Annotated in this window: 23 protein-coding genes; 11 read left to right on the top strand and 12 right to left on the bottom strand. The window is 55.4% G+C overall.

Annotated elements, in window-relative coordinates; translation table 11 throughout:
• Window positions 1-657: 657 nt before the first annotated feature.
• The 7 genes from COA55_RS14645 (at window position 658) to COA55_RS14615 (ending at window position 6,452) form a co-directional block, all read left to right on the top strand.
• On the top strand, window positions 658-1,029 hold the full coding sequence (locus COA55_RS14645) for a conjugal transfer protein TraJ (protein ID WP_290502738.1): 372 nt from the start codon (window positions 658-660) through the stop codon (window positions 1,027-1,029).
• Between the two features lie 14 nt (window positions 1,030-1,043).
• Window positions 1,044-2,618: a TraI/MobA(P) family conjugative relaxase gene (gene traI, locus COA55_RS14640; protein ID WP_290502737.1), complete on the top strand. Its 1,575-nt coding sequence runs from the start codon at window positions 1,044-1,046 to the stop codon at window positions 2,616-2,618.
• Between the two features lie 116 nt (window positions 2,619-2,734).
• A complete protein-coding gene (gene trbJ / locus COA55_RS14635; RefSeq protein WP_290502736.1) occupies window positions 2,735-3,478 on the top strand; it encodes a P-type conjugative transfer protein TrbJ in 744 nt (247 codons plus the stop codon).
• Between the two features lie 32 nt (window positions 3,479-3,510).
• The gene (gene trbK, locus COA55_RS14630) at window positions 3,511-3,732 is read left to right on the top strand and encodes an entry exclusion lipoprotein TrbK (protein WP_290502735.1); all 222 of its coding nucleotides are present in this window, start codon (window positions 3,511-3,513) and stop codon (window positions 3,730-3,732) included.
• Window positions 3,733-3,752: 20 nt separating this feature from the next.
• On the top strand, window positions 3,753-5,126 hold the full coding sequence (gene trbL / locus COA55_RS14625; protein WP_290502734.1) for a P-type conjugative transfer protein TrbL: 1,374 nt from the start codon (window positions 3,753-3,755) through the stop codon (window positions 5,124-5,126).
• Window positions 5,127-5,179: 53 nt separating this feature from the next.
• A complete protein-coding gene (locus COA55_RS14620; RefSeq protein ID WP_290502733.1) occupies window positions 5,180-5,887 on the top strand; it encodes a hypothetical protein in 708 nt (235 codons plus the stop codon).
• Between the two features lie 160 nt (window positions 5,888-6,047).
• On the top strand, window positions 6,048-6,452 hold the full coding sequence (locus COA55_RS14615; RefSeq protein ID WP_290502732.1) for a hypothetical protein: 405 nt from the start codon (window positions 6,048-6,050) through the stop codon (window positions 6,450-6,452).
• Between the two features lie 22 nt (window positions 6,453-6,474).
• On the opposite strand, the gene COA55_RS14610 is transcribed toward COA55_RS14615, so the two are convergent.
• The gene (locus COA55_RS14610) at window positions 6,475-6,636 is read right to left on the bottom strand and encodes a hypothetical protein (protein WP_290502731.1); all 162 of its coding nucleotides are present in this window, start codon (window positions 6,634-6,636) and stop codon (window positions 6,475-6,477) included.
• 424 nt (window positions 6,637-7,060) lie between these two features.
• Here COA55_RS14610 and COA55_RS14605 point away from each other — a divergent pair, with 424 nt between their 5' ends.
• Window positions 7,061-7,321, top strand: coding sequence for an AbrB/MazE/SpoVT family DNA-binding domain-containing protein (locus COA55_RS14605; RefSeq protein WP_273632588.1), 261 nt, complete (start codon window positions 7,061-7,063; stop codon window positions 7,319-7,321).
• Complete coding sequence (locus COA55_RS14600) at window positions 7,321-7,683, top strand: type II toxin-antitoxin system PemK/MazF family toxin (RefSeq protein ID WP_290502730.1); 363 nt, start codon at window positions 7,321-7,323, stop codon at window positions 7,681-7,683. Before COA55_RS14605 ends, COA55_RS14600 begins: the two co-directional genes overlap by 1 nt.
• On the opposite strand, the gene COA55_RS14595 is transcribed toward COA55_RS14600, so the two are convergent.
• From COA55_RS14595 to COA55_RS14575, 5 genes are all read right to left on the bottom strand, one after another.
• Complete coding sequence (locus COA55_RS14595; RefSeq protein ID WP_290502729.1) at window positions 7,673-8,089, bottom strand: hypothetical protein; 417 nt, start codon at window positions 8,087-8,089, stop codon at window positions 7,673-7,675. The genes COA55_RS14600 and COA55_RS14595 overlap by 11 nt on opposite strands.
• Before the next feature lie 469 nt (window positions 8,090-8,558).
• Window positions 8,559-10,013, bottom strand: coding sequence for a hypothetical protein (locus COA55_RS14590; RefSeq protein WP_290502728.1), 1,455 nt, complete (start codon window positions 10,011-10,013; stop codon window positions 8,559-8,561).
• Between the two features lie 478 nt (window positions 10,014-10,491).
• Entirely contained in the window at window positions 10,492-11,304 is an 813-nt protein-coding gene (locus COA55_RS14585; RefSeq protein WP_290502727.1) for an SDR family NAD(P)-dependent oxidoreductase, read from the bottom strand.
• Window positions 11,301-12,329 (bottom strand): NAD-dependent epimerase/dehydratase family protein, encoded by a 1,029-nt coding sequence (locus tag COA55_RS14580; RefSeq protein ID WP_290502726.1) that lies wholly within the window; start codon window positions 12,327-12,329, stop codon window positions 11,301-11,303. The genes COA55_RS14585 and COA55_RS14580 overlap by 4 nt, the downstream gene beginning before the upstream one ends.
• 58 nt (window positions 12,330-12,387) lie before the next feature.
• Window positions 12,388-12,903: a 2,4'-dihydroxyacetophenone dioxygenase family protein gene (locus COA55_RS14575; protein ID WP_290502725.1), complete on the bottom strand. Its 516-nt coding sequence runs from the start codon at window positions 12,901-12,903 to the stop codon at window positions 12,388-12,390.
• Window positions 12,904-13,044: 141 nt separating this feature from the next.
• Here COA55_RS14575 and COA55_RS14570 point away from each other — a divergent pair, with 141 nt between their 5' ends.
• On the top strand, window positions 13,045-14,046 hold the full coding sequence (locus tag COA55_RS14570; RefSeq protein WP_063521537.1) for an AraC family transcriptional regulator: 1,002 nt from the start codon (window positions 13,045-13,047) through the stop codon (window positions 14,044-14,046).
• Window positions 14,047-14,202: 156 nt separating this feature from the next.
• On the opposite strand, the gene dbpA is transcribed toward COA55_RS14570, so the two are convergent.
• Complete coding sequence (gene dbpA / locus COA55_RS14565; RefSeq protein WP_290502724.1) at window positions 14,203-15,582, bottom strand: ATP-dependent RNA helicase DbpA; 1,380 nt, start codon at window positions 15,580-15,582, stop codon at window positions 14,203-14,205.
• Window positions 15,583-15,750: 168 nt separating this feature from the next.
• Here dbpA and COA55_RS14560 point away from each other — a divergent pair, with 168 nt between their 5' ends.
• A complete protein-coding gene (locus COA55_RS14560; protein ID WP_290502723.1) occupies window positions 15,751-16,443 on the top strand; it encodes a 4'-phosphopantetheinyl transferase superfamily protein in 693 nt (230 codons plus the stop codon).
• Between the two features lie 4 nt (window positions 16,444-16,447).
• On the opposite strand, the gene fhuF is transcribed toward COA55_RS14560, so the two are convergent.
• From fhuF to COA55_RS14535, 5 genes are all read right to left on the bottom strand, one after another.
• Complete coding sequence (gene fhuF, locus COA55_RS14555; RefSeq protein WP_290502722.1) at window positions 16,448-17,182, bottom strand: siderophore-iron reductase FhuF; 735 nt, start codon at window positions 17,180-17,182, stop codon at window positions 16,448-16,450.
• Window positions 17,182-18,474, bottom strand: a complete 1,293-nt coding sequence (locus COA55_RS14550) for a lysine N(6)-hydroxylase/L-ornithine N(5)-oxygenase family protein (RefSeq protein ID WP_290502721.1) — start codon at window positions 18,472-18,474, stop codon at window positions 17,182-17,184. Before COA55_RS14550 ends, fhuF begins: the two co-directional genes overlap by 1 nt.
• 153 nt (window positions 18,475-18,627) lie before the next feature.
• On the bottom strand, window positions 18,628-19,614 hold the full coding sequence (locus COA55_RS14545) for a GNAT family N-acetyltransferase (RefSeq protein ID WP_290502720.1): 987 nt from the start codon (window positions 19,612-19,614) through the stop codon (window positions 18,628-18,630).
• Window positions 19,604-21,841, bottom strand: coding sequence for a TonB-dependent siderophore receptor (locus COA55_RS14540; RefSeq protein ID WP_290502719.1), 2,238 nt, complete (start codon window positions 21,839-21,841; stop codon window positions 19,604-19,606). The genes COA55_RS14545 and COA55_RS14540 overlap by 11 nt, the downstream gene beginning before the upstream one ends.
• Before the next feature lie 100 nt (window positions 21,842-21,941).
• A partial coding sequence (locus COA55_RS14535; RefSeq protein WP_290502718.1) for a condensation domain-containing protein occupies window positions 21,942-24,377 on the bottom strand: 2,436 nt, incomplete at its 5' end.

Genomic DNA, 24,377 nt, shown 5'->3' with positions numbered 1-24,377 from the left:
AAAACACGACCTCAAAAGGATGCAAGAAAGGCTGCGGCTTCGGAAAGCCGACAAAGACAAATAGCCCTTCTAGCATGAATACAGAGCGACACTGATCGCACGGGGAGCCTTTAGCGGCTAAAGGTTTTTTGAACACTGGACGAAAGGAACAAGACATGACGTCAAATTCAGCATCAGGATCAGATCAAGGCCCCAGAAAACTGACACAAGAAGAAATTGAAGATCTGCGACGAGAGATGCAAAGGGACGGGCTTTGGGCCAAGAACAAGCTGCGAAAACAGCGTGAAAGAAGAACCAAACTCAAATAAGGCTATAAGGATGGCCTCGCCAGAAACGCTGCCACAACGCTTTTATTCTGCTTTTAGAACACTGCTCTTATCCTTCCACATGCTTTTACAGTGATTTTCAGCATCATTAATTACTCCCACTTTCGCCAAATTACTAAGCCAATAAAAAATCTCCTGTTTTTGCTTTAAAACAGCAAATAAAAAGCGATAGGATCGCATCATAAATCGTTTTAAAAGCTTTTTTTATTAGGGCAGGACAGGTGAAGTAGGCCCACCGGGGCAAGCCCGGCGCACCACTTCACAATCCTTATTCGCACAAGTGCTCAACGGGTCCTGCTCTGCGAGGCAAAGGCTACCGCCAAAAGAGATAATGATGACTGAATCGCCAACTCGAAAAGGCACCACCCCCATTAAGGTATGGGTATTGCCTGATGAAAAAGGTGACATTGTGAATAAGGCAAAGTCCGCGGGGCTTAGCGCTTCCGCCTATTTACGAAATGTCGGAATGGGTACGCCAGTAACAGGCATAGCTGACAAGGAAGCAGTAATGGAGCTGGTGAAGATCAATGCCGATTTAGGCCGAATTGGCGGCTTGCTGAAAATGTGGCTCACCAATGACGAGAAGCTGGAACTTGAGGGGCACAGCTCAGCCAGACTCGAAAGCGTCATTCTGGCTGCTCTTAGGGATACAAAAGCCATTCAGGCCCTGCTCTACCAAAAAGCCTCCGCGCTAAAATTTTAGCGGCTAAAGTTCTCATGATCAGCAAACGGGTCACCATGAACCACGGCGGCAAGAGCAGCTTCAGCAGGCTGACCAACTATTTGCTCAATTCCCAGGGCAAGGAATTCAGGGTCGGCTCCATCTCGATCACCAACTGCCGCTCAGAAACCCCGGAGTGGGCTGCCCTGGAGATTGAGACGACTCAGAGCCTCAACCAAAGAGCTACAGGCGACAAAACATATCACCTGATTATTTCCTTTCCCGAGGGAGAGACACCCAAAAAAGAGGTCTTGAAGAGCATAGAAACTGATATGTGTAACGCTCTTGGCTATGGCGAGCACCAGCGCATCAGTGTCGCCCACCAAGACACAGATAATTTTCATATCCACCTTGCGATCAACAAAATTCATCCCGTACGCCTGACCATGCATGAGCCATATCGCGACTACAGGATTCGGGATAACATCTGCTTGGAGCTAGAGAAAAATCACAACCTGCAGCGCGATAATCACAAAAAGAAGCACACCCCGGCTGAGGGCCGAGCACAAGATATGGAGAACATGAGCGGCAAGGAAAGCCTGTTGAGTTGGGTTCGAAAGCACTGCACGGAAGCGGTGAAGGAATCAGAAACCTGGCAGCAGCTCCATGAAGCCATGGCGAAACACGACATTAAGCTAGTACCGCAAGGAGCGGGCCTGGTATTTAAATCGGGATCAGGGATAGCTCTGAAAGCCAGCACCGTCAGTCGTGATTTCTCAAAAACAAGGCTCGAGAAAAGGCTTGGCTGCTACCGCGCCATTGAAGGACAAGCCCCGGAACCAGAGGTTAAGTATCGAGGCGAGCCAGTCCATCGGGACCCACATTCAGCAGAATTGTTCGCCGAATACACTAAAGCCAAATCGGAAGGGCGAGCCTTACAAAGCCAAGCCATCAAAGGGGCAATTAACAAAAGGGAAAAGTTAATTGCCGCTGCCAGGCGTTCTGCCAACTTAAAGCGCCAATCACTCAGAACTTTGGCTAGAGGGCGAACAGCAAAACGCCTGGTCTATATGCGGATCAACCGCTCCCTTCAAAACGAGATCAAGCGCATCCGTGAGGAATACGCTAGAGAGCGGAATAAAATCAATAACCAACACCTCCTTCCAGGCTGGAACGACTGGCTAAGAAAGCAGGCAAAACAGGGTAACGATGAGGCTCTGCAAGTGCTTAGGTCACAGAGATCCAAGCCATCTCAGGGTAATTGCATAGGCCAACCTCAGCACAAAAAGGACAACCAGACGCCAGGAATCAGAGCCCGCGGGGTCACCAGGAAGGGCACCATTATTTACCAGCTTCATGGGCAAGCTGTACGTGACGATGGCGAGAAATTGATATTACCGCCGCAGCCTAAGGAAGAGACGCTTATTGCGACGCTTTCTCTAGCCAAGATCAAATATGGGGAGAACCTCGAATTATCAGGTGACCCTACATTCCGCACTCAAATAGCAAAAATAGCAGGAAAGAACTCCATGGGAGTCAACTTCACCGACATCCATTCACAAAAGGTCATGCTGAATTCCGACCCTAATAAGCGTCATAAAGCTAAACAAAAGCGAATAACCCTACGCTAAATTTTAGCGGCTAAAATTAACCATTTAGCAAAACCCTAATACCGTGCATAACCTCAAAGAAACATCACCACCATTTCTGATAACATCCAGACAACCTGATCAAAATCTGTGCAACCATGAATAAAACCCTTATTGCATCTCTTCTCATCTTGTTCTCATTCAATTCTGCCAATGCTGGAATCGCGACCATCGACGTGACCAACATCATCCAGACCACGTTGTCCTCGATTGAGAATATGGCTCAGACGTCAAAGCAGATCGAGGAGTACCGGACGCAGTTGCTGCAGCTTGAAGACCAGATCAAGAACACCACGGGCGTGAATGGGTATCTATGGGATCAGACCGATTCCACCATTACTCAGCTCATTAACGCGACCGATGCCATCAAGGTGTATTCCCAGCAGGCTGGCAGCTTGAATGCCTGGCTGGACAAGTTCGGCGGCGACCTGGGCGAGTACCGCAATATTAACTGCTTCCAGGAAGACGGGTGCCGGGGCACCTATGATGATCTGTACGCCGCCGGCACCACCACCCAGAAAGCGGCCAACGACAAGGCCCTAGTGGGCGTTAAAATGCAGCAGGATCAGCTAGAGCAAGATGCCCAGCGGCTACGTCAGCTCCAGAACCAGGCGCAAAACCCGACGGGCCGTTTGGCTGCCCTGGAGTACGCCAATCAGTTTGCCAGTCAGCAGTCAGCCCAACTCCTACAAATTCGCTCTCTGATGGCCCAGCAGAACCAAGCCCTGGTGGCCCGTATGCAGGCCGAGAACAGCCGGGAAGCCCTGCAGAAAGCCAGCTCAGAAAACCTCAGAAAAGGCGAGTTCAAAGAAAGTAGCGGTGAAGGGTTCACCGTCAAATGAAGCTGTAAAAAAACCAACATTAAGGAGCAACAATGAAATCAGCAAAAACCCTACCTCTGGTGGCGACAGCCTCTTTGGCTATCTTTCTCTCTGGATGTTTCGAGGAAAAGATGCCCGAAGTGAACGACACGAATTGTAAGCTGGAAAACATCAAGAAGCTGGAAAGCAGAGCAATGCAACAAGAGTTTTCTAGCAAATGCCTGCGTCGAGGTACCTTTAAGAAAAGCTCCGGCGAAGGATTCACCGTTCAGTAAAGGGATAAGGACACGCGACCATGGGCATTTGGGAAAGGATTAACGGCTGGCAACTGCGAATCATGGCATCCGCCATGTTGTTCATGGCCAGTAGCGGGGCTCAAGCTGCAATCGACAACTCTGATGTGTCGGAGCAGATCATTCGTGCATTCAGGGATAATGCCGCCACCTGGGCTACCGTTATCACGGACCGTGCAAGCTGGCTTTTCTGGTGCCTGGTCGCTATTTCCATGATCTTCACCTTCGGCTTTATGGCCTTGCGTCAAGCCGATATAGGAGAGTTTTTCGCGGAATTCATCCGCTTTACCGTCTTTGTCGGATTTTACTACTGGTTACTTCTAAATGGGCCGGAAATGGCTGGTGACATCATCCTCAGCCTTCAACAAGTAGGCGGCACAGCTAGTGGCCTCGGCCCGGAGTTTAGGCCAGGCAATGTAATGGATATTGGCTTCAAAATCTTCTTCCGGATCATAGACGACAGCAGCATCTGGGGAATGGGGGAGACACTCTGCGCACTGTTACTCGGGCTTGTCATCCTTGCAATGATGTGCCTGATTGCGGCTAACATGATCATCTTGCTCTGCAGCTCCTGGATTCTCCTCTATGCCGGCGTTTTCTTTCTGGGCTTTGGTGGCTCCAAGTGGACCAGCGACATAGCCATTAACTACTTCAAAACCGTCTTGGGTGTCGCAGCCAGCATTATGACCATGGTGCTGATTATCGGCATAGGGAATAGCATCCTTAACGATTACTACCACAATCTCTCCAAGGGCATTCACATAAAGGAACTTGCTATCGTCGCCGTTGTTTCAGGCATATTGCTTCTTCTAGTCAGCAAAGCCCCCCAAATGGTGGCCGGCATCATCAACGGGTCCAGCATCAGCGGACCAAGCGGCTTTGGGGCAGGCACCCTCATGGGCGCAGCCGCGCTTGGCGGGGCTGCCGTTGCAACAGGCGGTGCGGCAGCAATGGCCGGTGCAAAACAGGCCTTTGGCGGCGCTTCCGCTCTAAATGCGGCCTTCAAACAAGCAAATGCCAACATGTCATCGGGGCAAGGAGCCTTCAAAAGCGCTTCAGTTGGCGCAGGAAGTGGTGGCAGCAAGACATCTAGCTTTGCCGCAGCCATGAATACCGGGACCAACTACATGAGCGATGTAGCGGCCAACCTGGGCAAAGGTACCGCGAAGGCCGCGAAAGAAGGGGTTAGTAACCGCATGGACAGCGTGCGGGAATCCCTGTCCAACACCGCAGGCGGCAAAATCGCCTCGGCCATCCGGGAACAAGGAGCTTCACAGAACACCAGTGACGCCCAGACCGATACCGGCAGTAGTGATGCCGGCTCGGACATTCCCGATTCCAAGCACGATGAAGTGAACGATTTTGTTAACAAGTAAATTATCGCAAATCACGAATTGACAATGCTGCGCATAAAGTGACACAGTTATGCATGAATCAACTTTATTGCGAGGCAAAAATGGCATTTCGAGCCGACGAAGCCGCACAGCGTGGCTATGAACAGGTAGAGGCTTACCTTGTTCCAAGACCACAAGATGCAGACGAATCCGTAAGATCCAGCAGCAAAGAAGCCCTCATGGATATCGTTGATGAGGTTGGTCCAGTTGTTGATAGCTACCCATCTTGGCACCCTCTAGTTTGCAACCATGACAAGCGGTATCCAGAAGTAGCACCAAGTGATCGGACTCGCTACAAAGGCCTCGACCACACGCGATTCTTTCTCAACGGATTCATCTCCTGCCCCTATTCAGAAAGTGGCAAAGCTGAGCAACTCATAGAATCGGTGAATGCATTGCCTATTCATCCTATCGCACACATTACTGCTGAAAAGCTGGATGTGACGCTATACAACCCTGACGCTACTCCTGTATTGGTTAAGTGCAACTGGGAGAGAGTGATCGGCATGGACGGGATGATCCCCCTATCTATCGCAATCCCCCTAATCCTTGAACAAGAACTCCCGTGCTGGCGCTGGTCCGAGCTTGCAGAAACCTGGGAGAGCATGCGCTATTACTTACTTGGGAGCCCTCACGGTGCTCGCTCATCATTGTTCGTCAATCAAGAAACCGGGCAAGCCATCAAGAAAATCTGGAACTCATTAATTCACACAGGAATGTTCGGCCCAATCAAAGTTGGTTGACTGCTCTTACAGCGGCTCCCAGCGATATTTTGGCGCTACTGTGCCAGCTAATGTGACCCAAAAACGGCACCTTATGCGGCACTACATTCACTTTTAACTCTATACCCAAGCAGAAAGATTTCCCTTAGACAAACCCAGCCAAAGATGGAGTAGCAAAGGAATGCCTCAAGATAAAATTGATCTGGATTTAGTGCGTCGTGAATTTGAAAATTGGCAAAGCTTTTTGAATAACACAATAGGAGTCCTGGCGTTTACTTTAGGCCTAGCATCACTAGGAACGCACTCACCAGATTTTAACGCTGCTCTCTCTGTTGCCTTTTTATTAACTGTAAGCTATTCAGCTAGACAGCTATTTCCTACTACATATAAAAAACTCAGGGATAAAAAGAATAAATCTGAGGAAGAAGAGATCGTCTTTAAAGGCCTTACTAAGCATCATTTTTCAATCCATAAATACGCTGTCTATACATTGGGCTATTCTTTTTTGGTCTTTATTGCCACCAGCCCACATTGGGAGACTATTTTTCCAGCGCTAACGTCCTATATATACGGGCCTCTACCCTGAGGCTCTTTGCGCCTTTTTCCTGTCAGGCCTGCTGTTTGGTCTTCTCTTTTTCCTGCAGCCAGGCCCTGACTTTTACCCCATCCTGCTGCATCTCTTGCCGCAGAGATTCGATCTCTGATTGCGTCAACGGATTGAGCATTCTTGAGGTGTCCCGCTTCTCCTTGGGTGAACTGATCGATTCCATAGCTAAGCCCTACTCCTAAGATGTTAACTAATATTACCCTAACCCTTGCCGGCATCTGGTTAATTCGCATCCCAATGGCCGCCACTGGCTACCTGTTTTTTCCGTAAATACAAAGGGTTACAGCCAATGACGACACTTTAGGGGGGATATGACGACAGAATCCGGGTATGCCAAAAATCCCGCCTCAATGACGACAGAATGCGGCCTGTGGCCCCATGAACAGCCCCTTTTCGGGCTTTTTCTGTTCAAAAACTGAGCGTAATAACGACACTTTGAGGGTACCGCCTGGCCAGGCCAGGTTCACTTTGAACCGATATGACGACAAATTCCGGGTGATCCACATGTAGATACAATCGTTGACACGGGCATCACCCAGAGCTAATGTAGATACATGTGTAGCTACAGGCATAGAGGCGAGGTTGCCATGCAAAGTGAAATCAAACGCTGGGGGAACAGCGCCGCTGTACGGCTCCCCAGCAAGATTCTGGCACTAGCGAAGCTGGATGTATCCAGTTCGATCAGCATTGATGTAAAGGCCGGAAAAATCGTTATTGAGGCCGCGCAGAAGGCTCCCCGCAAGGTTAACCTGCCTTTCTCGGAAGCTGACCTGCTGAAAGGGCTTGATGCCCATGGCGCTCATGCGGACGAGCTGGCCCAGCCCTCTGCTTCTGAAATGGGGGCTTGATGGCTCAGTTCGTCCCGGATCGTAATGACATCATCTGGTTGGATTTCGAGCCGACCAGGGGCAAAGAAATTGGCAAATACCGGCCCGCCCTGGTTCTGTCTTCCAAGCAGTACAACAAGCAAACAGGGCTCCTGATTTGCTGCCCCATCAGTACAAGCATTCGAGGGGCTGCCACCGAGGTCGCCGTAAAGAACCTGGACAAACCGTCTGTGGCGGCCTCAAGCCTGATCCAAACGCTCTCCTGGAAAGATCGGAAGGCTGAGTTCATCGCCAAAGCCGAATCGGGGGTCATGGACCAGGTGCTGGTGCGGATTATCCCTTTGATCGGAGCCGATAGCGTTATTGAGAAATTTATCGAGTAACTAGAAGTTTGCGCCTTGCCCGGTCAGCCACCTGGTTGGCATGGGCAATGTATTCCTCGTCCTCGGTTTCCCTCGCCGCCTCGATGAACTCTGCTATCGCTTCTTCACTGTCCAGGTAGTCAACCGGGTCAAACGGCGTCAGCACGACCTTTGTGCTGATCTCTGCAGCCCGCTGCATTGATGCCAGGCTTTCCTGGTCGAGCTGGCCGATCCGGCCTTTCAGCAAGCACTCCACCAGGAACAGGTCTACCTGCAGCTCTGCTGCTGCAGTTCCGGCATCCCAGCCCTTGGCCGCGATATGCGCTTTCAGCCGCATCATGGCATTGCTACGGGCCTTGAGGTCTTCCCGCTCTGCAGGGTCGTCCTCGATGGCATCCCAGACGCTAGTGAATGTTGAGTCCTTCATTCCGCTCTCCATAGCCTAACGTTATTACCCCGCTCCGAAGAATGACTTCTTCATTAACGGCAACCGTCAGGGCAGCTTCCACAGCACGAATTCTAGAGACACTATACCGAATCGAAAAAAGGTACAGTACAGGTACACTCATACGCTTTGACTGCTTTCGGATAATTACGCTAACTTACTGTTTTAAAAATACTTTCCATTACGGCTAGCTACGTCACCCTACTCTTGATTTTGCTGGCTTTGCGGTATACCTTGCCAACTCATAATCGATTGGTCCCAGGTTCAAGTCCTGGTGGGCCCACCAATTTTCTTTCCTGTTTCCGATCTCCTAGTGTGTAGCATGAGCTGCCTGCAACTGGCAGCTTGTACTTCACATGCTGCATAAAATGACCGCCGCAGTTTTTGACAGGCAATAGCCCTTCTATAGAAAGAAAAAGCGGTCCCATCTGAACCGCTTATATTTACTTGATCACCTTATCGGCTGAAAGCGCATCAGCTCATCAATACTGGGCGGCGTCCGGAATTCGGGGAAAAGGGGGACGGGTGAGAACAGTTCGGGCCAGTTTTCTTCGCTGGGCGCAAATTCCATTACTATACGCGTCTGCAGCACATAGCCATCATTCCCGTCGTCTTCGCGACTCTGCACGGTGATCTTCGCTGGCGCGCCCTGCCGATAGGAGACCAGCGTTCGCTCCCAGGGGACGTCGGACTCACTATGAACGTGGTCAACCCGCTTCAATTTCCCATCGTTGTAGTAACCATACTTCCGGATTATCGACCCGAAGTGGCCCACTTCGGAGAGCCTGCCATTTTGATCATAATGGTAAGTCTCGCGAGCTTCTTGCTGGTCGTCTTCCGTGCCCCAAATCCCGTCTTTGCCGTATGAGCTTCGCACCTTGGCCGTCACTTGTTCTGACTCATTAAAGAGATAGGACTCGTAATCCCCCTCCGATTCAGGACCGGCATCGGCGGTACCGGGATGGACGATGACCCGGTCGGCCAGGCGAGTGGCGGTGTAGGTATATAAGCCTGCGGACGTTGAGCCGTTGTAGCGTTGAGTATCCTGTTCGACGCTATCATCCAGATAGCGGTAGGACCGTGCTTGATAGGCGGAAGAGCATCCCCTCAGAAGCTTGATTGAGACGGCAATTGGATCAGTATCCATGCAGTATTCCTCAAGCACAGCGGTCCAGGCGCTATCGGCAGCGAGGTCAATGCTCAAGGGCCGCTGCTCGGCATCGAAGCTGACGGTATTGGTCTGCGTGTGATCGACGATGGCTGGCAGATCAGGCTCATCCACCGTGGTGAGGTCGATATCAGAGGTAAATTCTGACAACGCCAATACCTCGGCAACCGTTGTGTCCAGGCCGACAAATTCGTAGCCGATCACCTCCGTTGCAGTCCTGCCAAAATGCTCAAGTTCGGCATTGATGTGGTAACTGTAAGCAAAGTCAAAGGCAGGCATGAGCAGTCCGGTTACGTAACCGGACTCTTGCTGCAGTCGTCGACCGTTACGTATCGGGCATTTCATCGGGCCGTTATTCGAAAGGCCTAAAGCTGCCAGTCCAGTCGCTCCCGTAGGCGAGCCTGCCATACCATGAAAATACAGATCCGGATAGCGCAGCAACGGGGTCGGCGCCGACATGTACTGGCACTGAAGATAGGGATGCGACGTATCATCCCCGGTATCCCAGGTCATGTCTGGCCCGACAGAGTGAAGCTGCACATTGATCGTGAGTTCGTCCGGGTACTGGAACTGCATACGCGCCACCTGCGCGCCGTCAGCATCATAAAACCAGGCCTGGCTTGGCGCGCTGCTCGTGGTTTGCGTGTCGGCGCCGCCACTGGATGAGGAACCACCTCCACAGCCGGCCGCCATCAGGGCGACCAGGCATACCAGGCTGTCGCGCAGTGTTGTTGTCATAATGTGGTCCGAGAGTAATCAAACAGCGTCCTGTATGGACGCGATAAGCGATACACTTTAATGGCTGCCCCGCTAATCAATACGGTGGCGCCCCCCATTTATTCCCCAGCCACATACTAATTCAGTTTCTCGAAACTATCATGTTGACACGCAACGGTATCTGGCGTGGGCAGCCTATAGACTGAAAATACTCATTCGATGTAAGGGTGGCGTCGGCCGCACAGGCACGGTTACTGCGATGATACGGGTAGATCAAGGTCACAGCGGCAATGAGGCCATTCGCTTCTGTCATGTAACACGAGTTCTGTCCGGCGAAACGGCCGCAGGCGATATCAAGCGGACTAGGTTGTTTTAAACGTCAGACCACCTACATCAACCCAGTCTCAATTCCCGTAAATGCGTGATAAAACCAAAAAAAGCCCCCGCACCATCGGGTGCGGGGGCATAGCGGAGTGTCGCTATCTTGCGAGACAGGAAATCAGGTCGGTCGGCTGACCGGGTGTTGCCGCATCAGTTTCTTGACCATCATTTGAATGTAGGCATTAAACAAGCCGGGTAGATGACGGGCCACAAACCCTGTCACTTTTCCCAGGGCACCGGGGATGATCATCCACTTGCCGGCATCCAGCCCTGCCACGATCTGGTCACAGGCCACATCGGGGTCCATACAGCCCGCCGTTTTCTTCAGCTCGAGGGAAATCGGGTTGCCTTCCTGGCGCTCCTTGTCCACCAGCGGTGTGTGAACTTCTGGCGGGCAGATGCAGCTAAGGTGAATGCCCAGCGGTTCGTATTCATAGCGCAGTGCAGTGGCCAGCCCCACAACGCCAAACTTGGAGGCACCGTAGGCGCTGTAACCGTAGTTGCTGGTAATGCCTGCCAACGAGGCAACCAGTGCCAGGCGGCTGCCCTGCTTCAAATGCGGCACCACCGCCGAGGCAAAATGCAGACTGCCGTTCAGGTTGATGTCGATAACCTTGCGGAACTCTGCCGGTTGCATGTCTGCCAGGGTCTTGTTGATCGCCACACCAGCCGAGTTGATAGCCTTCTCGGGGGCGCCAAACTTTGCCACCGCAGCGGCAACAGCTCTGGAGACCGCCACCTCATCGGTGATGTCCATTTCAAAAAAAGCCCAGTGACTGCCGCCGGCACTGGCGGCCTGGTCCAGCAGGTTCTGATTGTCGTTGTTGACCATCAGGTCCAGCACACTGACGGAAATGCCGCGCTCCAGATAACGGCGCGCCATGCCCAGCCCAAGGCCGCTGCCGCCACCGGTAATCATGATGTGATTCATGTCTTGTCCTCCAGTTCACCACAAGCCTTCAACCAGGCTTCGGACTGACGCATGCCTTCCGCCAGGTTTACCTTGGGTTGATAGCCCAGCAGGCGCTTCGCCTTGTCGATGGAAAAGCCGCCCTTGCGGGTGAACATCAACATGGCATCCGGTGTTACCTCATCATTGCGCTTGAGCATCTGATTCACTTTCCAGATGCCTTTTGTCAGCGCCAGCGCCGCCTTGAGAGGCAGACTGCGCGGGGATCCCTGACGGCCCGCCCAGCGCCAGTGGTGGCTGAAGAATTCCTTGCAGGACACCGCCTCGCCACCCCACAGGATGAATATCTGCCCCTTGCCGTCCTCCAGACCGGCGGCGAGCATGATCCCGTCGAGCAAGTCGTCAATGAAGACCGGCGTAAACATGCCCTGGCCGTTGTCCGGCAGGATCAGTTGGCCGGCTCTGGCCATCTTCAACGGCTCGATCAACCAGGCGCGGGAACCGGGGCCATAAACGTCACCGGGGCGAATCACCGTGACATCGATGTCGCCGGCGGCATGGGCCGCCAGCGCCACATGCTCACTGGCTCCCTTGGCGACGCCGTAAAGGTATTCATTGCCGATGACCACCGGCCAGGTTTCATCCGCGCCATCCGGGTAGTCATACCCCAGCGCCGCGATGGAGGAGAAATGCACGAAACGCGTTGCCCCGGCGGCCACCGCCACTTTGATGGCATTGCGGGTGCCTTCCACGGTGATCTTGCGGTACGCCGGCCACTGTGCCGCCAGGCTGACCACCGCTGCGGTATGGATGAACAGGTCACAGCCTTTGGCGTGCTCTGCCCAACCGGCGGGATCAGTGATATCACCGGCCACGATACCGGCGCGTTCATCCGGCTGCAGATCCATGCCACGCACCTCACAGCCCAGCGCCTTGTAGCGCGCCATGATGGCCCGGCCAATGAAACCGCCTGCGCCGGTCACGAAGACGGATTTCGGCACCTCGGGCTGCTGCCCGTGGTAGCCGACTGGCATTGTTGTTGTCATATCCACTCTCCCTTTTCAGACCGCGGGAGCCATACAGCCGTATGACTCCCGGCCCGCTTCAGCCTTTGATATTCGGCGCGTAGTCCGGCATGGACGGCTTGATATAGTTGGCCGGCTTCAGACCGTTCTCCTGGATGTACTGCTCGATCAGCAAGGTGATGGAGTTGGCGTCCAGAATGCTGTGGTATTCACCGTTCTCGTCGAAGTTCACGTTGGCGCCCTCCACCATCATGATGGTGTCGGTCACTTCCGTGTTGTCTTCCGGTACCGAGAAGGTATGAATGCTGCCGCCAGGCTCGTACAGGTAGCAGCCGGCCGTCTGCGGCTGGTCCGGGTATTCCACATAGTTCCACTTGCCAGACAGGGTCCACAGATGGACGGTGCCAGTGTGGTAATGCATGGGCAGGCGCACGCCGGGGTGGAACATGACACGCAGTACCCAGATACCACGGTTGATGTCGATGAACTGCGGCTGAACATCCAGGCCCGGGACCATGATGTCCTTGTAGACCGGCATATCGTTGTTGTTCAGTGTCAGCAGGCTGTCATGATCTTTAACGGTAATCGGTAGCATGTTGGCTCTCCCTGAAATGATGTTGTTTGTATCGCAAAGCCATCATGCGCCGCTGCCAGGCCACGGACTTGATAAAGTGCGCCAATGATTTAGCATTTGGTGCCAGAACAACCACAACAGGCAGGGCCAAGGACAAACACCATGCAGGACTTTGCAAGGGCATCCGCGCTGTATGGATTCGACACCCTGATTGCCGAATACGGGCTGTCACACACCGAGCTGCTGCGTGATGCCGGCTTGCCGGAAAACACGCTGGACAACCTTCAGGGCCTGGTGTCCTACCGGCGTTTTCTGGAGCTGTTGAAACTGAGTGCGGCGCGCAGCGGCGACCCGTTGTTCGGCCTGAAGCTGGGGCTCAGCCAGGGGGTATCGATCTTCGGGCCGATTCTGTACCTGCTCAACAACGCACGCACGGTTGGCGAAGCCCTCACGGAACTCAAGCAGTACTTCCATCTGCACATGGGCGCCGCTCACGTGGAGGTCAGTGCGTATGGTGACCAGGTCCAGTTGGCCTACCGGGTGCTGGAGCCGGGCCAGCCCGGCATCAACCAGGGCGCAGAACTGGCACTGGGGGTTGGCCGCAAGCTGCTGCAGACACTGATGGGAGAAAACTGGCACCCCCACCCCATGCTGCTTGAACACGCCCGGCAGGCGCCCCTCGCGGCCTATCAGAAAGTGCTGGGCGTTTCCCCCCAGTTCAACAGCGATACCACGGCCTTGCTCCTGAAACCGGCAGAACTGGAATTGCCACTCAGCCAGGCCGACCCGACCCTGCACCGTTTGATCCGGGAACACCTGGACACCATGCAGAACCTCACGGATCTGGAATTGCCGGGCTATGTGAGCAATCTGCTTCGCGACCTGCTGCCACAGGGGCGGGTGACCGTGGACCACATTGCCCGGTGCATGGCCATGAGCCGCCGCACCCTGCAACGGCGGCTCAGTGATTCCGGCACGTCCTTTCAGGCCGTGCTGGATGAGACGCGACAGAAAATGGCACTGCGTTATTTGCGGGACTCCACCCTGCAAGTCACCCAACTTTCCGACCTGCTCGGCTATGCCGACCTGAGCGCATTTTCCAGAGCATTCTCGCGCTGGTTCGGGATTCCTCCCTCACAGTGGGAACAACAGAAAGCCCGGTAACGGTTATGGCGACATACAGACACGTTTCATTGAATCGACGACCAACATCTGGCCGCCTCTGAAGAAACCTTGCGTACTCTGCGTGAACTGACGGGGGAAAATGACAAGCATGGAGGAAGTGGCCGGAGAGACTCTCCGGCCACAGCTCGGGAAAGGTTACAGCTTTTTAACGCGCCGGTTTTTGCCTTTGATTTTGCCTTTCAATAATCGCTCCAACGCCAGATCTGCGCTGTCACGATCAATAGCCACATAGGCTTGATAATCCGTGACGGTAATCTTGCCCACCTTGTTGCCGGCAATCCCCGCATCACCGGTCAGCGCACCCAGAATATCGCCAGGGCGAAGTTTGTCCTTGCGGCCAGCGCCGATGCACAACGTAATTGTCGGGGGGTGTAAGGTGTCACCTTCACGGGGTTTGAGGCTGCTCACCGGGTGCCAGTTCAGGGGCGCGCCCTGCAATTCTTCAATGGCCATGGCACGGCGGGATTCGCGTGGCGCTACCAGGTTGATGGCCAGGCCTTTTTCACCGGCACGGCCAGTGCGGCCGACACGGTGAATATGGGTCTGCGGCTCATGGGAGAGTTCCGCATTGATGACCATATCCAGGTTATCGATATCCAGCCCCCGCGCTGCCACATCCGTGGCAACCAGCACGGACAGGCTGCGGTTGGCAAACAACGTCAGCACCTCATCGCGCTCGCGTTGCTCAAGGTCGCTGTTGAGCACCATGGCCGACATCCCCTGCCGGCAAAGCTGGTTCACCACGTCCTGGCATTGCTTTTTGGTCACGCAGAACACCACGCAGGACACCGGCCGGAAACAGGCAATGGCACGCGCCACCGCGTCTTCCCGTTCAGCAGGTTCTACTTCGTAGTAGCGCTGTTCGATCTGGCTATTATCGTGGAGCGCTTCCACCTCTACATGCCGGGGGTTGTTCATGAAGGTTTCCGCCAGCTGCTTGATTCCTGCCGGATAGGTCGCCGAAAACAACAGGGTCTGGCGACGTGATGGCGTCTGCCGGATCACCTCGGCAATACTGTCGTAAAACCCCATGTCGAGCATACGATCCGCTTCATCCAGCACCAGGGTGTTCAGCCCTTCCAGACTCAGCGTGCCCTTGCTCAAATGCTTGAGCACACGCCCCGGCGTGCCCACCACGATCTGGGCCCCATGTTCCAGCGAGCCAATCTGCGGGCCGATGGGTTGCCCGCCACACAGGGTCAGCACCTTGATATTGCCAGGGCCACGAGCCAGCCGGCGGATTTCCCCGGCCACCTGATCGGCCAGCTCCCGGGTGGGGCACAGCACCAACGCCTGGCAACCGTAATAGCGTGGATTCAATGGATGCAGCAGGCCAAGACCGAAAGCCGCCGTCTTGCCACTGCCGGTGCTGGCCTGGGCAATCACGTCATGCCCTTTGAGCACAAATGGCAGGCTTTGTGCCTGCACCGGGGTCATGGTGGTGTAACCCAGCGTGTTCAGGTTGGCGAGCAGTTCCGCAGACAGCGGCAGGGAAGCAAAAGAGGCATCAGTCACGGGAGCAGCCTGTGCAAAGAAAGGTGGCAAGGAAACACTGACAACGCACGGCCAGCGCATGCCTAGTGTAGCAGCTGTGGCATTGTGGTGAGGATCAAATTGTGCGGCGACCGGGGCCTCCGACTGACACCTCTGATATAGTACCGGCAACCGGGAAATTTGTTGATCATGTCATTATTCCATCGCCCCGCATGCCTGACTCATCTGCACCGCGAAGAGCTCGCCACCGGACTGGTGCGCGTGGGCTGTCACTACGCCCCTGAGCGCCTCTGCGACGACAGCTTTGCCCAGGCAGACATCCCCCTGCCGCCCTCCCTGAGTACGGCGGTGGCCAAACGCCGCAGCGAATATCTGGCGGGGCGATGGTGCGCCCGTGAAGCACTGGCGATGCTGGGCATTAAGGGTATCCCGGCCCTGGGACCCGACCGGGCACCACAATGGCCCGCTGGCAGTCTGGGCAGCATTACCCACAGCCAGGGTATTGCTGAAGTGATGGTCGCCGATGCACGCCATTGGCTGACCGTAGGGCTGGACACAGAGCAATGGCTCAGCGCAGAACGGGCAGCCCGTCTGTGCCGGGAATTGCTGACCCACGAAGAACGCGAACAGCTGGAAGGGTTATCGGATATTCAGCGCGCCAATCGCATCACGCTGATTTTTTCCGCCAAGGAAAGCCTGTTCAAGGCGCTCTACCCGATCACCGGAAAACGCTTTTATTTCCATGACGCGGAGCGCCGGGAGACCCGCTCACTGACCCTGCTGAAAACCCTGTCGCCAGACTGGAAGCTTGGTGCCACCATCCCTTTTCGCTGGCGCGAACGGCAGCAAGGTGTGCTGAGCTGGATTGCCCTGCCCCGTTAACGGCTTACGCTGCCATGCCCTTGCGACACAGCCGAGGGCAATCTTCACACAACGCCGCCTCCGGCAAACGAAAACGAATACAACAGGTGCGCCGCACGGTCATCACAGTGCCGGTGTTGGCGTTCATCCTGTCCTGGTAGGCCCCAAACAAGGGGTTTCTGTCACCGTTTTCAAAGCTGGGCTGATCAAGCAACGCTCGCCCCGGCGCCCAGAGCACCTCCGGCAAGCCGGCCCCTTTCAATTCCCCCGTGAACCAGTGGATGTAACGGCTGGCATTACTCCACAGCACCCGGGTGGATAACCCCAGTGCCTGCTGCCAGGCAGTGATAACCGGTTGTAAATTATCCCGCATTATTCCCTCGAATCGGGAAAGCGGGTGCGCGGTTGCCACAAGTTGTTGTCCGTCATCCGGCAACACGAAGACACCGGGCAACCCTTGCGCATCCACCTCAACCGCCAGCACCTCCACCGACAATGGTAATTCACGTTGCAGGATCAGGTTGGCCGCAAGCACCGGCGGCAACAGCCGCAAGAAATAGTATTTACTCCAGATGGAGAGCAGTGCCCGCTCGTCCTCCCCCTTCAAGTCAGGGCGAAATTGATGCAACGACTGCCGTAACCGGCCGGCATCAAACAGATCGGTTAACGGGATGGCCGTATCGTTCGGCTCGGCCAACCGTAACAGCCGGCCATAGGAAGAGAAGCCCCCTTGAAACAAGGGGGCCAGGGCAGGAATCATCAGCTTGCACAGGCCGTTTCGAGCGGCCGGCTCTGCCGTTCTATCAACGCATCCACCACTTCCTGGGAGCGTACCGCCAGGATCGACAACAGGGTGTCGCTGAGGCCATGAGTTTCTTCACAACACCCCTGCAGGAACACATTGGCATGGCAGCCTGATGCCATGGGCAAACGGTAACAACGCTCCACGCCTTTCTCGGACATCCAGTCCGCCATGGGCGAGAGCAACTGCTCATGGCCATTGCGGTTATAACCGGTGGCCAGCACCACCCCGTCGTAGACTTCGGTCTGTTCCACGCCGGTGTCCTTGTTGCGCAGGGTCAACAGCACACGGGTGCCATCATTCTGCACACCAACGATATCGCGGTTGGACAGGAAGCGGTGCTGCATCTTGCCGGTGACTTTCTGCAGGTAAAGACGCTCGTAGATCTGTTCAATTTCCGCCAGGTCCACTACCGCGTAATTGGTCTGGCTAAAACGTTTGAGAAAATCCTGCCGCTCGGATTCCGGCCGGGCGTAGATAGTATCCGTGAACGCTGGATCGAAGATTTCATTCACAAAAGCGCTGTCATCGGCCGGGTGCAAGGCCCGGCTGCGGCTGACCAGATCCATCTTGCCATCCGGGTACTGGTCCATCAGATCCAGGTAAATTTCAGCGGCACTCTGGCCTGCTCCGATCACCGCAATACGTGGCGTTTCGTGGCGAGCAAACCGCTCGTATTCGTGTTTATAGCGCGATGAGTGAACCATGTTTTCACCCATCTTCCCGGCGAACACCGCCGGAATCTTCGGGTAACCACCGATGCCGATCACCAGGTTTCGAGTAAAAATCTCTTTCTCGCTACCGTCAGCATTGCGCGAACGCACGCGCACCCACTCCACTTCGCCACCCTGCTCCACCGGCTCAATGGCAATCACTTCCTGACCATAGTGAACATGCTCTTTAAACTGATCGGCGGACCAGCGCATGTAATCGTTATATTCCACACGGGTAGGAAAAAACGTGCCCATGTTGATAAAAGAATCGAGACGATTGTTGTCATGCAGATAATTAACAAAGGTGAAACGGCTGGCGGGATTGCGCAGGGTCGCCAAGTCTTTCAGAAATGACACCTGCATTCGAGTTCCTTCTAGCAGCATGCCGCCGTGCCATTCAAAGCGGGGTTGTTTTTCCAGGAAACAGTAACGCAGGCCATCCAGGTCTTTCTGCTCGTCCAGTGCAATGGCAATGGCCAGGTTCGCCGGGCCAAACCCAATACCAACGACATCGTATTCCTGAGAATGAACGCTCATGGTGATATGTCCTCAATGTGGCGGAGACCGAACGACCTCCGGGTTATCCATACACCGACCACCGAAGAATTCGGACAGTCAGCCACTTGCTACCGGATAGTGGTGGGCAGCGCGCCATGGCGGTTCAGAGTGAAAAAATCCGAACCGTGATTTTCAGCTCAGCTCGCAACGCTCAAAAAACGCATCACGATGCAGCACCATCAGGGCTGCGCGCTTGTGCGGAAAATCAAACTCCTTTGGCTTGGCAAATCGCCTGGCTTGAAGGTGTTGAATCATCCTGTCGTTATCCGAGCGTGGCTCGGACACAATCCTTGTGGTACGACAATCATCGAGAAACAGGTAATGGCAGAGCGCATTCAGCCATGCCTTTACCTTGTGCGGGCCACGGTGATGGTCTTCGCCCACCAGCATGTGAATCCCGCGATCAAAATCCTGTGCATCGTAATAGGGTGCGATGCGATCTTCCTTGGCCCAATACGCCTCAAAGTAGGCGAAGGGCTCATCATCTATGCAACCGATCAGGTTAAGCACTCGCGATTCTTTCGCCTGGCTCTCCAGGTAAGCGCGATGCTCTTCCAGGGTGCCGCTCTGTTCCCAGAAGGCAGCCACACGCTCGCTGTTCTGCCAGCGCATGAAACGGTGCAGGTCTTCCTCAATATCCAGCGTGCGCAGAGACACCCACGCCTGAATACCGGTATCAAAACGGCGGTACACTTCCCCCGCCGGCTTGGCGCGGCGTCGTGGGTGACGCCGGCCGGATTCATCCATGATCATGGTGACCGGGTACGGCAAGGCATCGCCCTGGCTTAACCAGTCACCGGGCAGCTGCCAGAACATGTCGCGTTCCAGCCGTGCTGTCTGATTTTCTTCCTGAATCATGAACGCAGCGTTAAAACCACTCTCAAACTGCAGGGCTTCCATATCCGGCTGCGAGACAAAGAACGCCCAGGCAGCACGCAGAAGCTGCGTCGGTTCCTGACAATGCTGCTCCACACGGGCGATGCCGTCGGTCAGTTCCACCCTAAGCAGATCCTGGTCGTCCCACTGGCACCGCCACTGCGGTGCCAGTGCCTGTTCAAACACATCCAGCCGCTGCCCGGTGGGCAGCGGAATGGATCGGTGAAGACTCTTACCAGGCATAGGTCACGCTGCCGATAACATTGCGACGGTCGCCGTACCAGCAGTAGTAGTCACAGGTCGCAACGTACTGCTTGTCTTCCAGGTTCTTGGCCGCCACCTGGAACTTGAAGTCCTTGTAGCGGTAGCTGACAGTGGCATCCCAGACCGTGTAGGACGGCACTTTCAGGGTCTCGGTGTTATCACCGTAGGTATCACTGACATAACGCACACCGGAACCAATGGCGAAGCCGTTCAAGGGGCCACCCAGGAAGGTGTACTTGGCCCAGGCCGAATACAGGGTATCCGCGATATTCACCGGACGATTACCTTCTTCAGCCGGTGTGCTATCGGAAACGATTTCCGGATCCATCCAGGTAGCGTTGGCCAGCAGGCTAAAGCTCGGGGTGATATTGGCAACAGCTTCCAGCTCGATGCCTTCACTTTCCACTTCTCCGATTTGCTGGAACGCGGGTGTACCGGTTTGACCGGAGGCCAGATTCTCCTGAGTAATTTTGAATACCGCCGCATTGAAGTAACCATCAATACCTTCCGGCTGGAACTTCATACCCACTTCGATCTGATCGCCCTCTTGCGGCTTGGCCGCGTCGCCATTCTGGTCCAGTTGCAGAATCGGCTGGAAGAACTGCGAGTAGCTGGTATACGCAGTCAGGTTGTCATTGAGCAACCAGGCCAGGCCGGCATTGGCTGTCCACTTGTCGTTGTCGATATTCTGCTCAACGCCGGTGGATTTATTCTCGATATCGCTACTGGCCCGATCAAAACGGGCACCTACAGTCAGCACCAGATTGTTGTCGAACTTCATTTGGTCCTGGAGATAGCCACCGACCTGATAAGCATCAATGGTGGTTCGCTGACGTCTGGTCACCTCTGTACACACAAAGGTGGCGAAATTACAGGAAACGGGGGTCAACTCATCCGCGTTTCGGTACTGCGGATCAAAAGGATTCAGCGTCGCCGGCGCGAAGATACCCGGCGCCGCTTCGTAGCCCATCAGCGGGTTGCCAAAGCTCTTACCGTCGATGTGCAAGCTTTGGTAATCAATGCCGGCCAACAACGTATGCTCCACATTGTTGATCGACCACGTATGAATCAAACGGTTATCCAGGTTAACGCCGTAGGCATCGCCATCTTCATCGCTAAGCCCACGAATCACCTGTGAATCACCACTGCCCGGCAGATAGCCCAGGGAGTACATCTGCTTCAGATCCACATCGATTTGCTGATAACGAGCACTTTGCTGGAAAGTGGTCGAATCATTGAACGCATGGTCCAGCTGATAACCGAAAGACACCTGGGTACGTTCAAACTGCTCGTAATCCAGATTACCGATGGCAACACCATCGTCGATTTTGCCATTGGGGTTCGGCGAAATCGTACCGCTGGAGGGGAGGAACTGCAGGTAAGGATCGGAATCATCTTTCTGATAGGACGCCAGCAATGTCAGCTCGGTCCGGTCACCCAGGCCCAGCTTCAAGGACGGTGCCAGCATGGTGCGCTCGGCTTCCAGATCATCAACCTGGGTGCCGTTTTCACGGCCAAGCGCGACAACCCGCCAGGACACATCTTCCGACGGGGCACCGCCCACATCCACCGACAGCTGTTTGCGATCATAGCTGCCATATTCTGCAGTCACGGAACCAAAGGAATAATCCTGAGGGCGCTTGCTGATAACGTTAATCACGCCGCCCGGAGGAGTTTGTCCATACAAAACGGAAGCCGGGCCACGCATAATTTCTACACGTTCCTGGGCAAAAGGATCCAGCTGCCAGCTGTAAAAGCCATAGGAATAAACCCGGGTCCCATCACGGTACAAACCGTTATTGGCCTGTTTGAAACCGCGAATAACAAACCAGTCTTGCTTGTTATCTTCGCCGTAAAAGTTCGCCTGAATACTGGGCGTGTACTGCAGGGCATCGGCGATGCTGACCGAGGCGCGATCATCCATCTGCTCGCGGGTAACAATAGAAACGGCACGCGGCGTTTCTTTCACCGGCGTATCCGTCTTGGTGGCAGTGAGGCTTCGCTGGCCCACATAGCCAAAGTCGTCCCCGCCGTACACGTCATCTGACTGCTCGGCATTCACCTCGATAGTCTGCAATTCATCAGCGTCCTGCTGCTCGTCTGCCCAGACGGGTGACGCCGCCAGTGCCGCGGCTACCGCCAGCGCCAACGGATTGCGGCCCCACTTAAGCCCCCGGATCAGCCCGCTCTCGGTCCGATTCCCCATGGTCGTTCTCCTAACAATCGTAAAAATTACAGTAATAGGAATGATTCGCAACTGCATTATACAGATTGCAAACCTTACGACTAGTGCACAAAAAAAGTGATTAGCCGGGCATTTCAGTCAATGGCTGCTGAGCTTTGCTCTGCCCAAGCCGGGCCGGCAGGCTCTGTAAAAAGGTGGCCTCACGCACAATCGTCAAATGATCCGCCGGCACGGTGTCGCTGTGGGCGAAATCAACCCACGTGGCCAGCCCGTTCTCAAGAGCCTGGCCACGGCCCGCCGGCTCACTGGCCCACCAACTGTGTACCGGGGTTTGCAACGTTGGCAGCTGATAACCCCAACATAAATCCCGCAAATGTTGCTCCACCGCCCAGGCATGCAATAACTGCGCAGCACTGTCGGCCACCGCCGGCTCAATAGCTTGCGTGGCCAGCCATTGCGCAAAATTCTGCGGCCATTGCGCCGGTTGGCTGTCACGCAGGCGCGCAATGCAATCATCCAGCGCCATCGGCGACGCCGAGGTCAGCAGCATGCCCAGGTGTTCACGTAACATCTGCTGCGCCTGCGGCGATGACCACTGGTCTTCCGCCACTTCGTGGCCCGGCACATAGGTATCCAGCAACCCCACAAAGGCCACGGTTTCGCCAGCCTGCTCCAGCCGGTGAGCCAGCTCCATGGACAAGGCGCCCCCCAGTGACCAGCCCAGCAGGTAGTAAGGGCCTTCCGGCTGCTGCTGGCGCACCGTGCGGTAATAGCGTTCGGCCATTTCATTCAGTGACGGATCAAACCAGCCAGGCTCCAGGAAACTGCGCGATTGCAGGCCCCGTACTTGCCACTGCCCTTCCAGGCTGGCGGCCAGGGCCTGGTAACCGGTGGTGCGCCCCGTCACCGGATGCGGGCACCACAGCACAGGTAGATCCCCGGTCCGGTTCAGGTGCGTCACCAGTGCCGGATCGGCACAGGCTTCACGGGGCGCATCCGCCAGAGCCAACAATGCCTGCAAGGCCTGACGGTAACGGCCACACCAATGCGCAATCTGCTGCTCGTCATACACACTGGAGGCAAAATCCCAGACCAGCTCCAGTTGCCCGCCGACCACCTGACCGTTAATCGCCAGGGGCGAGGCCATGGGATTGTCGCCCGCCTGGGCAGAGCCACCACCGCGCAACGGCGTAAAGCCCTGAACCAAGGCATCGTAGTGGTACTGCCCCAGGTAGTTGAACGTAACCGGCGCATCGGGACTGTTATTCAATGGGGTGTCAGCAAGAAAGCGCAAAACGCCATAGCCCACGCCGCCATCCGGTTCGGTTTGCTGTAATTGTTGCGATACCGCAAACAGGTTCTGGCGCGGGTCGTCGGAGAACGGCAGCGATACCGGATACAGGCTGGTAAACCAGCCCAGCGTCCGACTCAGGTCCATGCCCGGCGCCAGGCGGGTTTCACGGCCGTGCCCTTCCAGATTGATAACCAGGGGCGAATTCCCTGTAGAAGCGGCGCTCGAGCCGCGAATCGCATCCAGAGACTTTTCTCGCGAGCGGGTTCGCGGCTCGAGCGCCGCTCCTACAGATGAGGGCTTCAAGGTGCGGGAGAGCGCAGTCAGCAAGAGTGCCGGCACGCTAACCCCCAGCTTGGTTGGCGCATCCTGTAGCAGCCGGCGGGTATCCGCCTTGTCCAGCGACAAGATGGCACTTTGCTTTTCGGCGTACGCAGGCAAGGCAGCCGAAGCCTTGTCCGGTTGCTGGGCCAGCCAGAACGGCAAGCGCTCATCGCCGTTGTTCTGCAACCATTGAAGCAATGCCTGATGCCAGTCACCCAGATTGTGGGTACGCTCCGGCAAGGTTATCGCCTGGCCCGCCAGTGCCTGCCCATAGGCACCGAGCAAATCGTCCAGCAGAATACGCCAGGACACCCCGTCCACCGCCAGGTGATGAATCACCAGCAACAATCGATCCGGCTGCTGCGGCGTTTGCACATAAAGCACACGGAACAGTTCCCCTGCTTCAATGTTCAGGCTTTGCTGGGCCTGTTCACACAATGCGGATACCGCCGCATCATCCGTCGCCTGCCGCCACCACAATAATTCATGGCTCGGCGCGTCCGCCGGCAAACAGGTTTGCGTCCAGCCGTTCTGCTCACGGGTAAATTGCAATCGCAGGGCGTCGTGCTGTTGATACAAGGCCTGAAGCGTCGCCTCCAGCGCCGGCCGCTCCATGGGAGCATCCAGCGCCAGCCACAGGTGCTGATTCCAGTGACTGGGGCTGGGCGGATTCAGGGAAAAGAAATGCTGCTGAATGGGCAGCAGGGGTAGCGCGCCCTGCAAGGGCTGTTGAGAAATCACCGACGCCTGGGCACTCACTACCTGCACCGCCAGCGCTTTCAACACCGGCTGCTCGAACAGATCCTTAGGCGTTAACGCCAGACCCTGCTGGCGGGCGCGGCTGACCACCTGCAAGGCAAGAATGGAATCGCCGCCCAGCGCAAAGAAATTATCATCGCGGCTGACGGTTTCACGGCCCAGCAGTTGTTGCCAGATCGTCGC

This window comes from Alcanivorax sp. (genome assembly GCF_002733835.1).
GTDB lineage: Bacteria > Pseudomonadota > Gammaproteobacteria > Pseudomonadales > Alcanivoracaceae > Alcanivorax.
The sequence above is the reverse complement of the archived record's forward strand: the minus strand, read 5'-3'. Positions and strand labels throughout refer to the sequence as shown.

What these genes read in the sequence shown, in the direction of transcription:
- COA55_RS14645 (WP_290502738.1), top strand. Translation starts at nt 658, where the DNA reads ATGATGACTGAATCGCCAACTCGAAAAGGCACCACCCCCATTAAGGTA.
- traI (WP_290502737.1), top strand. Translation starts at nt 1,044, where the DNA reads ATGATCAGCAAACGGGTCACCATGAACCACGGCGGCAAGAGCAGCTTC.
- trbJ (WP_290502736.1), top strand. Translation starts at nt 2,735, where the DNA reads ATGAATAAAACCCTTATTGCATCTCTTCTCATCTTGTTCTCATTCAAT.
- trbK (WP_290502735.1), top strand. Translation starts at nt 3,511, where the DNA reads ATGAAATCAGCAAAAACCCTACCTCTGGTGGCGACAGCCTCTTTGGCT.
- trbL (WP_290502734.1), top strand. Translation starts at nt 3,753, where the DNA reads ATGGGCATTTGGGAAAGGATTAACGGCTGGCAACTGCGAATCATGGCA.
- COA55_RS14620 (WP_290502733.1), top strand. Translation starts at nt 5,180, where the DNA reads ATGAATCAACTTTATTGCGAGGCAAAAATGGCATTTCGAGCCGACGAA.
- COA55_RS14615 (WP_290502732.1), top strand. Translation starts at nt 6,048, where the DNA reads ATGCCTCAAGATAAAATTGATCTGGATTTAGTGCGTCGTGAATTTGAA.
- COA55_RS14610 (WP_290502731.1), bottom strand. Translation starts at nt 6,636, where the DNA reads ATGGAATCGATCAGTTCACCCAAGGAGAAGCGGGACACCTCAAGAATG.
- COA55_RS14605 (WP_273632588.1), top strand. Translation starts at nt 7,061, where the DNA reads ATGCAAAGTGAAATCAAACGCTGGGGGAACAGCGCCGCTGTACGGCTC.
- COA55_RS14600 (WP_290502730.1), top strand. Translation starts at nt 7,321, where the DNA reads ATGGCTCAGTTCGTCCCGGATCGTAATGACATCATCTGGTTGGATTTC.
- COA55_RS14595 (WP_290502729.1), bottom strand. Translation starts at nt 8,089, where the DNA reads ATGAAGGACTCAACATTCACTAGCGTCTGGGATGCCATCGAGGACGAC.
- COA55_RS14590 (WP_290502728.1), bottom strand. Translation starts at nt 10,013, where the DNA reads ATGACAACAACACTGCGCGACAGCCTGGTATGCCTGGTCGCCCTGATG.
- COA55_RS14585 (WP_290502727.1), bottom strand. Translation starts at nt 11,304, where the DNA reads ATGAATCACATCATGATTACCGGTGGCGGCAGCGGCCTTGGGCTGGGC.
- COA55_RS14580 (WP_290502726.1), bottom strand. Translation starts at nt 12,329, where the DNA reads ATGACAACAACAATGCCAGTCGGCTACCACGGGCAGCAGCCCGAGGTG.
- COA55_RS14575 (WP_290502725.1), bottom strand. Translation starts at nt 12,903, where the DNA reads ATGCTACCGATTACCGTTAAAGATCATGACAGCCTGCTGACACTGAAC.
- COA55_RS14570 (WP_063521537.1), top strand. Translation starts at nt 13,045, where the DNA reads ATGCAGGACTTTGCAAGGGCATCCGCGCTGTATGGATTCGACACCCTG.
- COA55_RS14560 (WP_290502723.1), top strand. Translation starts at nt 15,751, where the DNA reads ATGTCATTATTCCATCGCCCCGCATGCCTGACTCATCTGCACCGCGAA.
- fhuF (WP_290502722.1), bottom strand. Translation starts at nt 17,182, where the DNA reads ATGATTCCTGCCCTGGCCCCCTTGTTTCAAGGGGGCTTCTCTTCCTAT.
- COA55_RS14550 (WP_290502721.1), bottom strand. Translation starts at nt 18,474, where the DNA reads ATGAGCGTTCATTCTCAGGAATACGATGTCGTTGGTATTGGGTTTGGC.
- COA55_RS14545 (WP_290502720.1), bottom strand. Translation starts at nt 19,614, where the DNA reads ATGCCTGGTAAGAGTCTTCACCGATCCATTCCGCTGCCCACCGGGCAG.
- COA55_RS14540 (WP_290502719.1), bottom strand. Translation starts at nt 21,841, where the DNA reads ATGGGGAATCGGACCGAGAGCGGGCTGATCCGGGGGCTTAAGTGGGGC.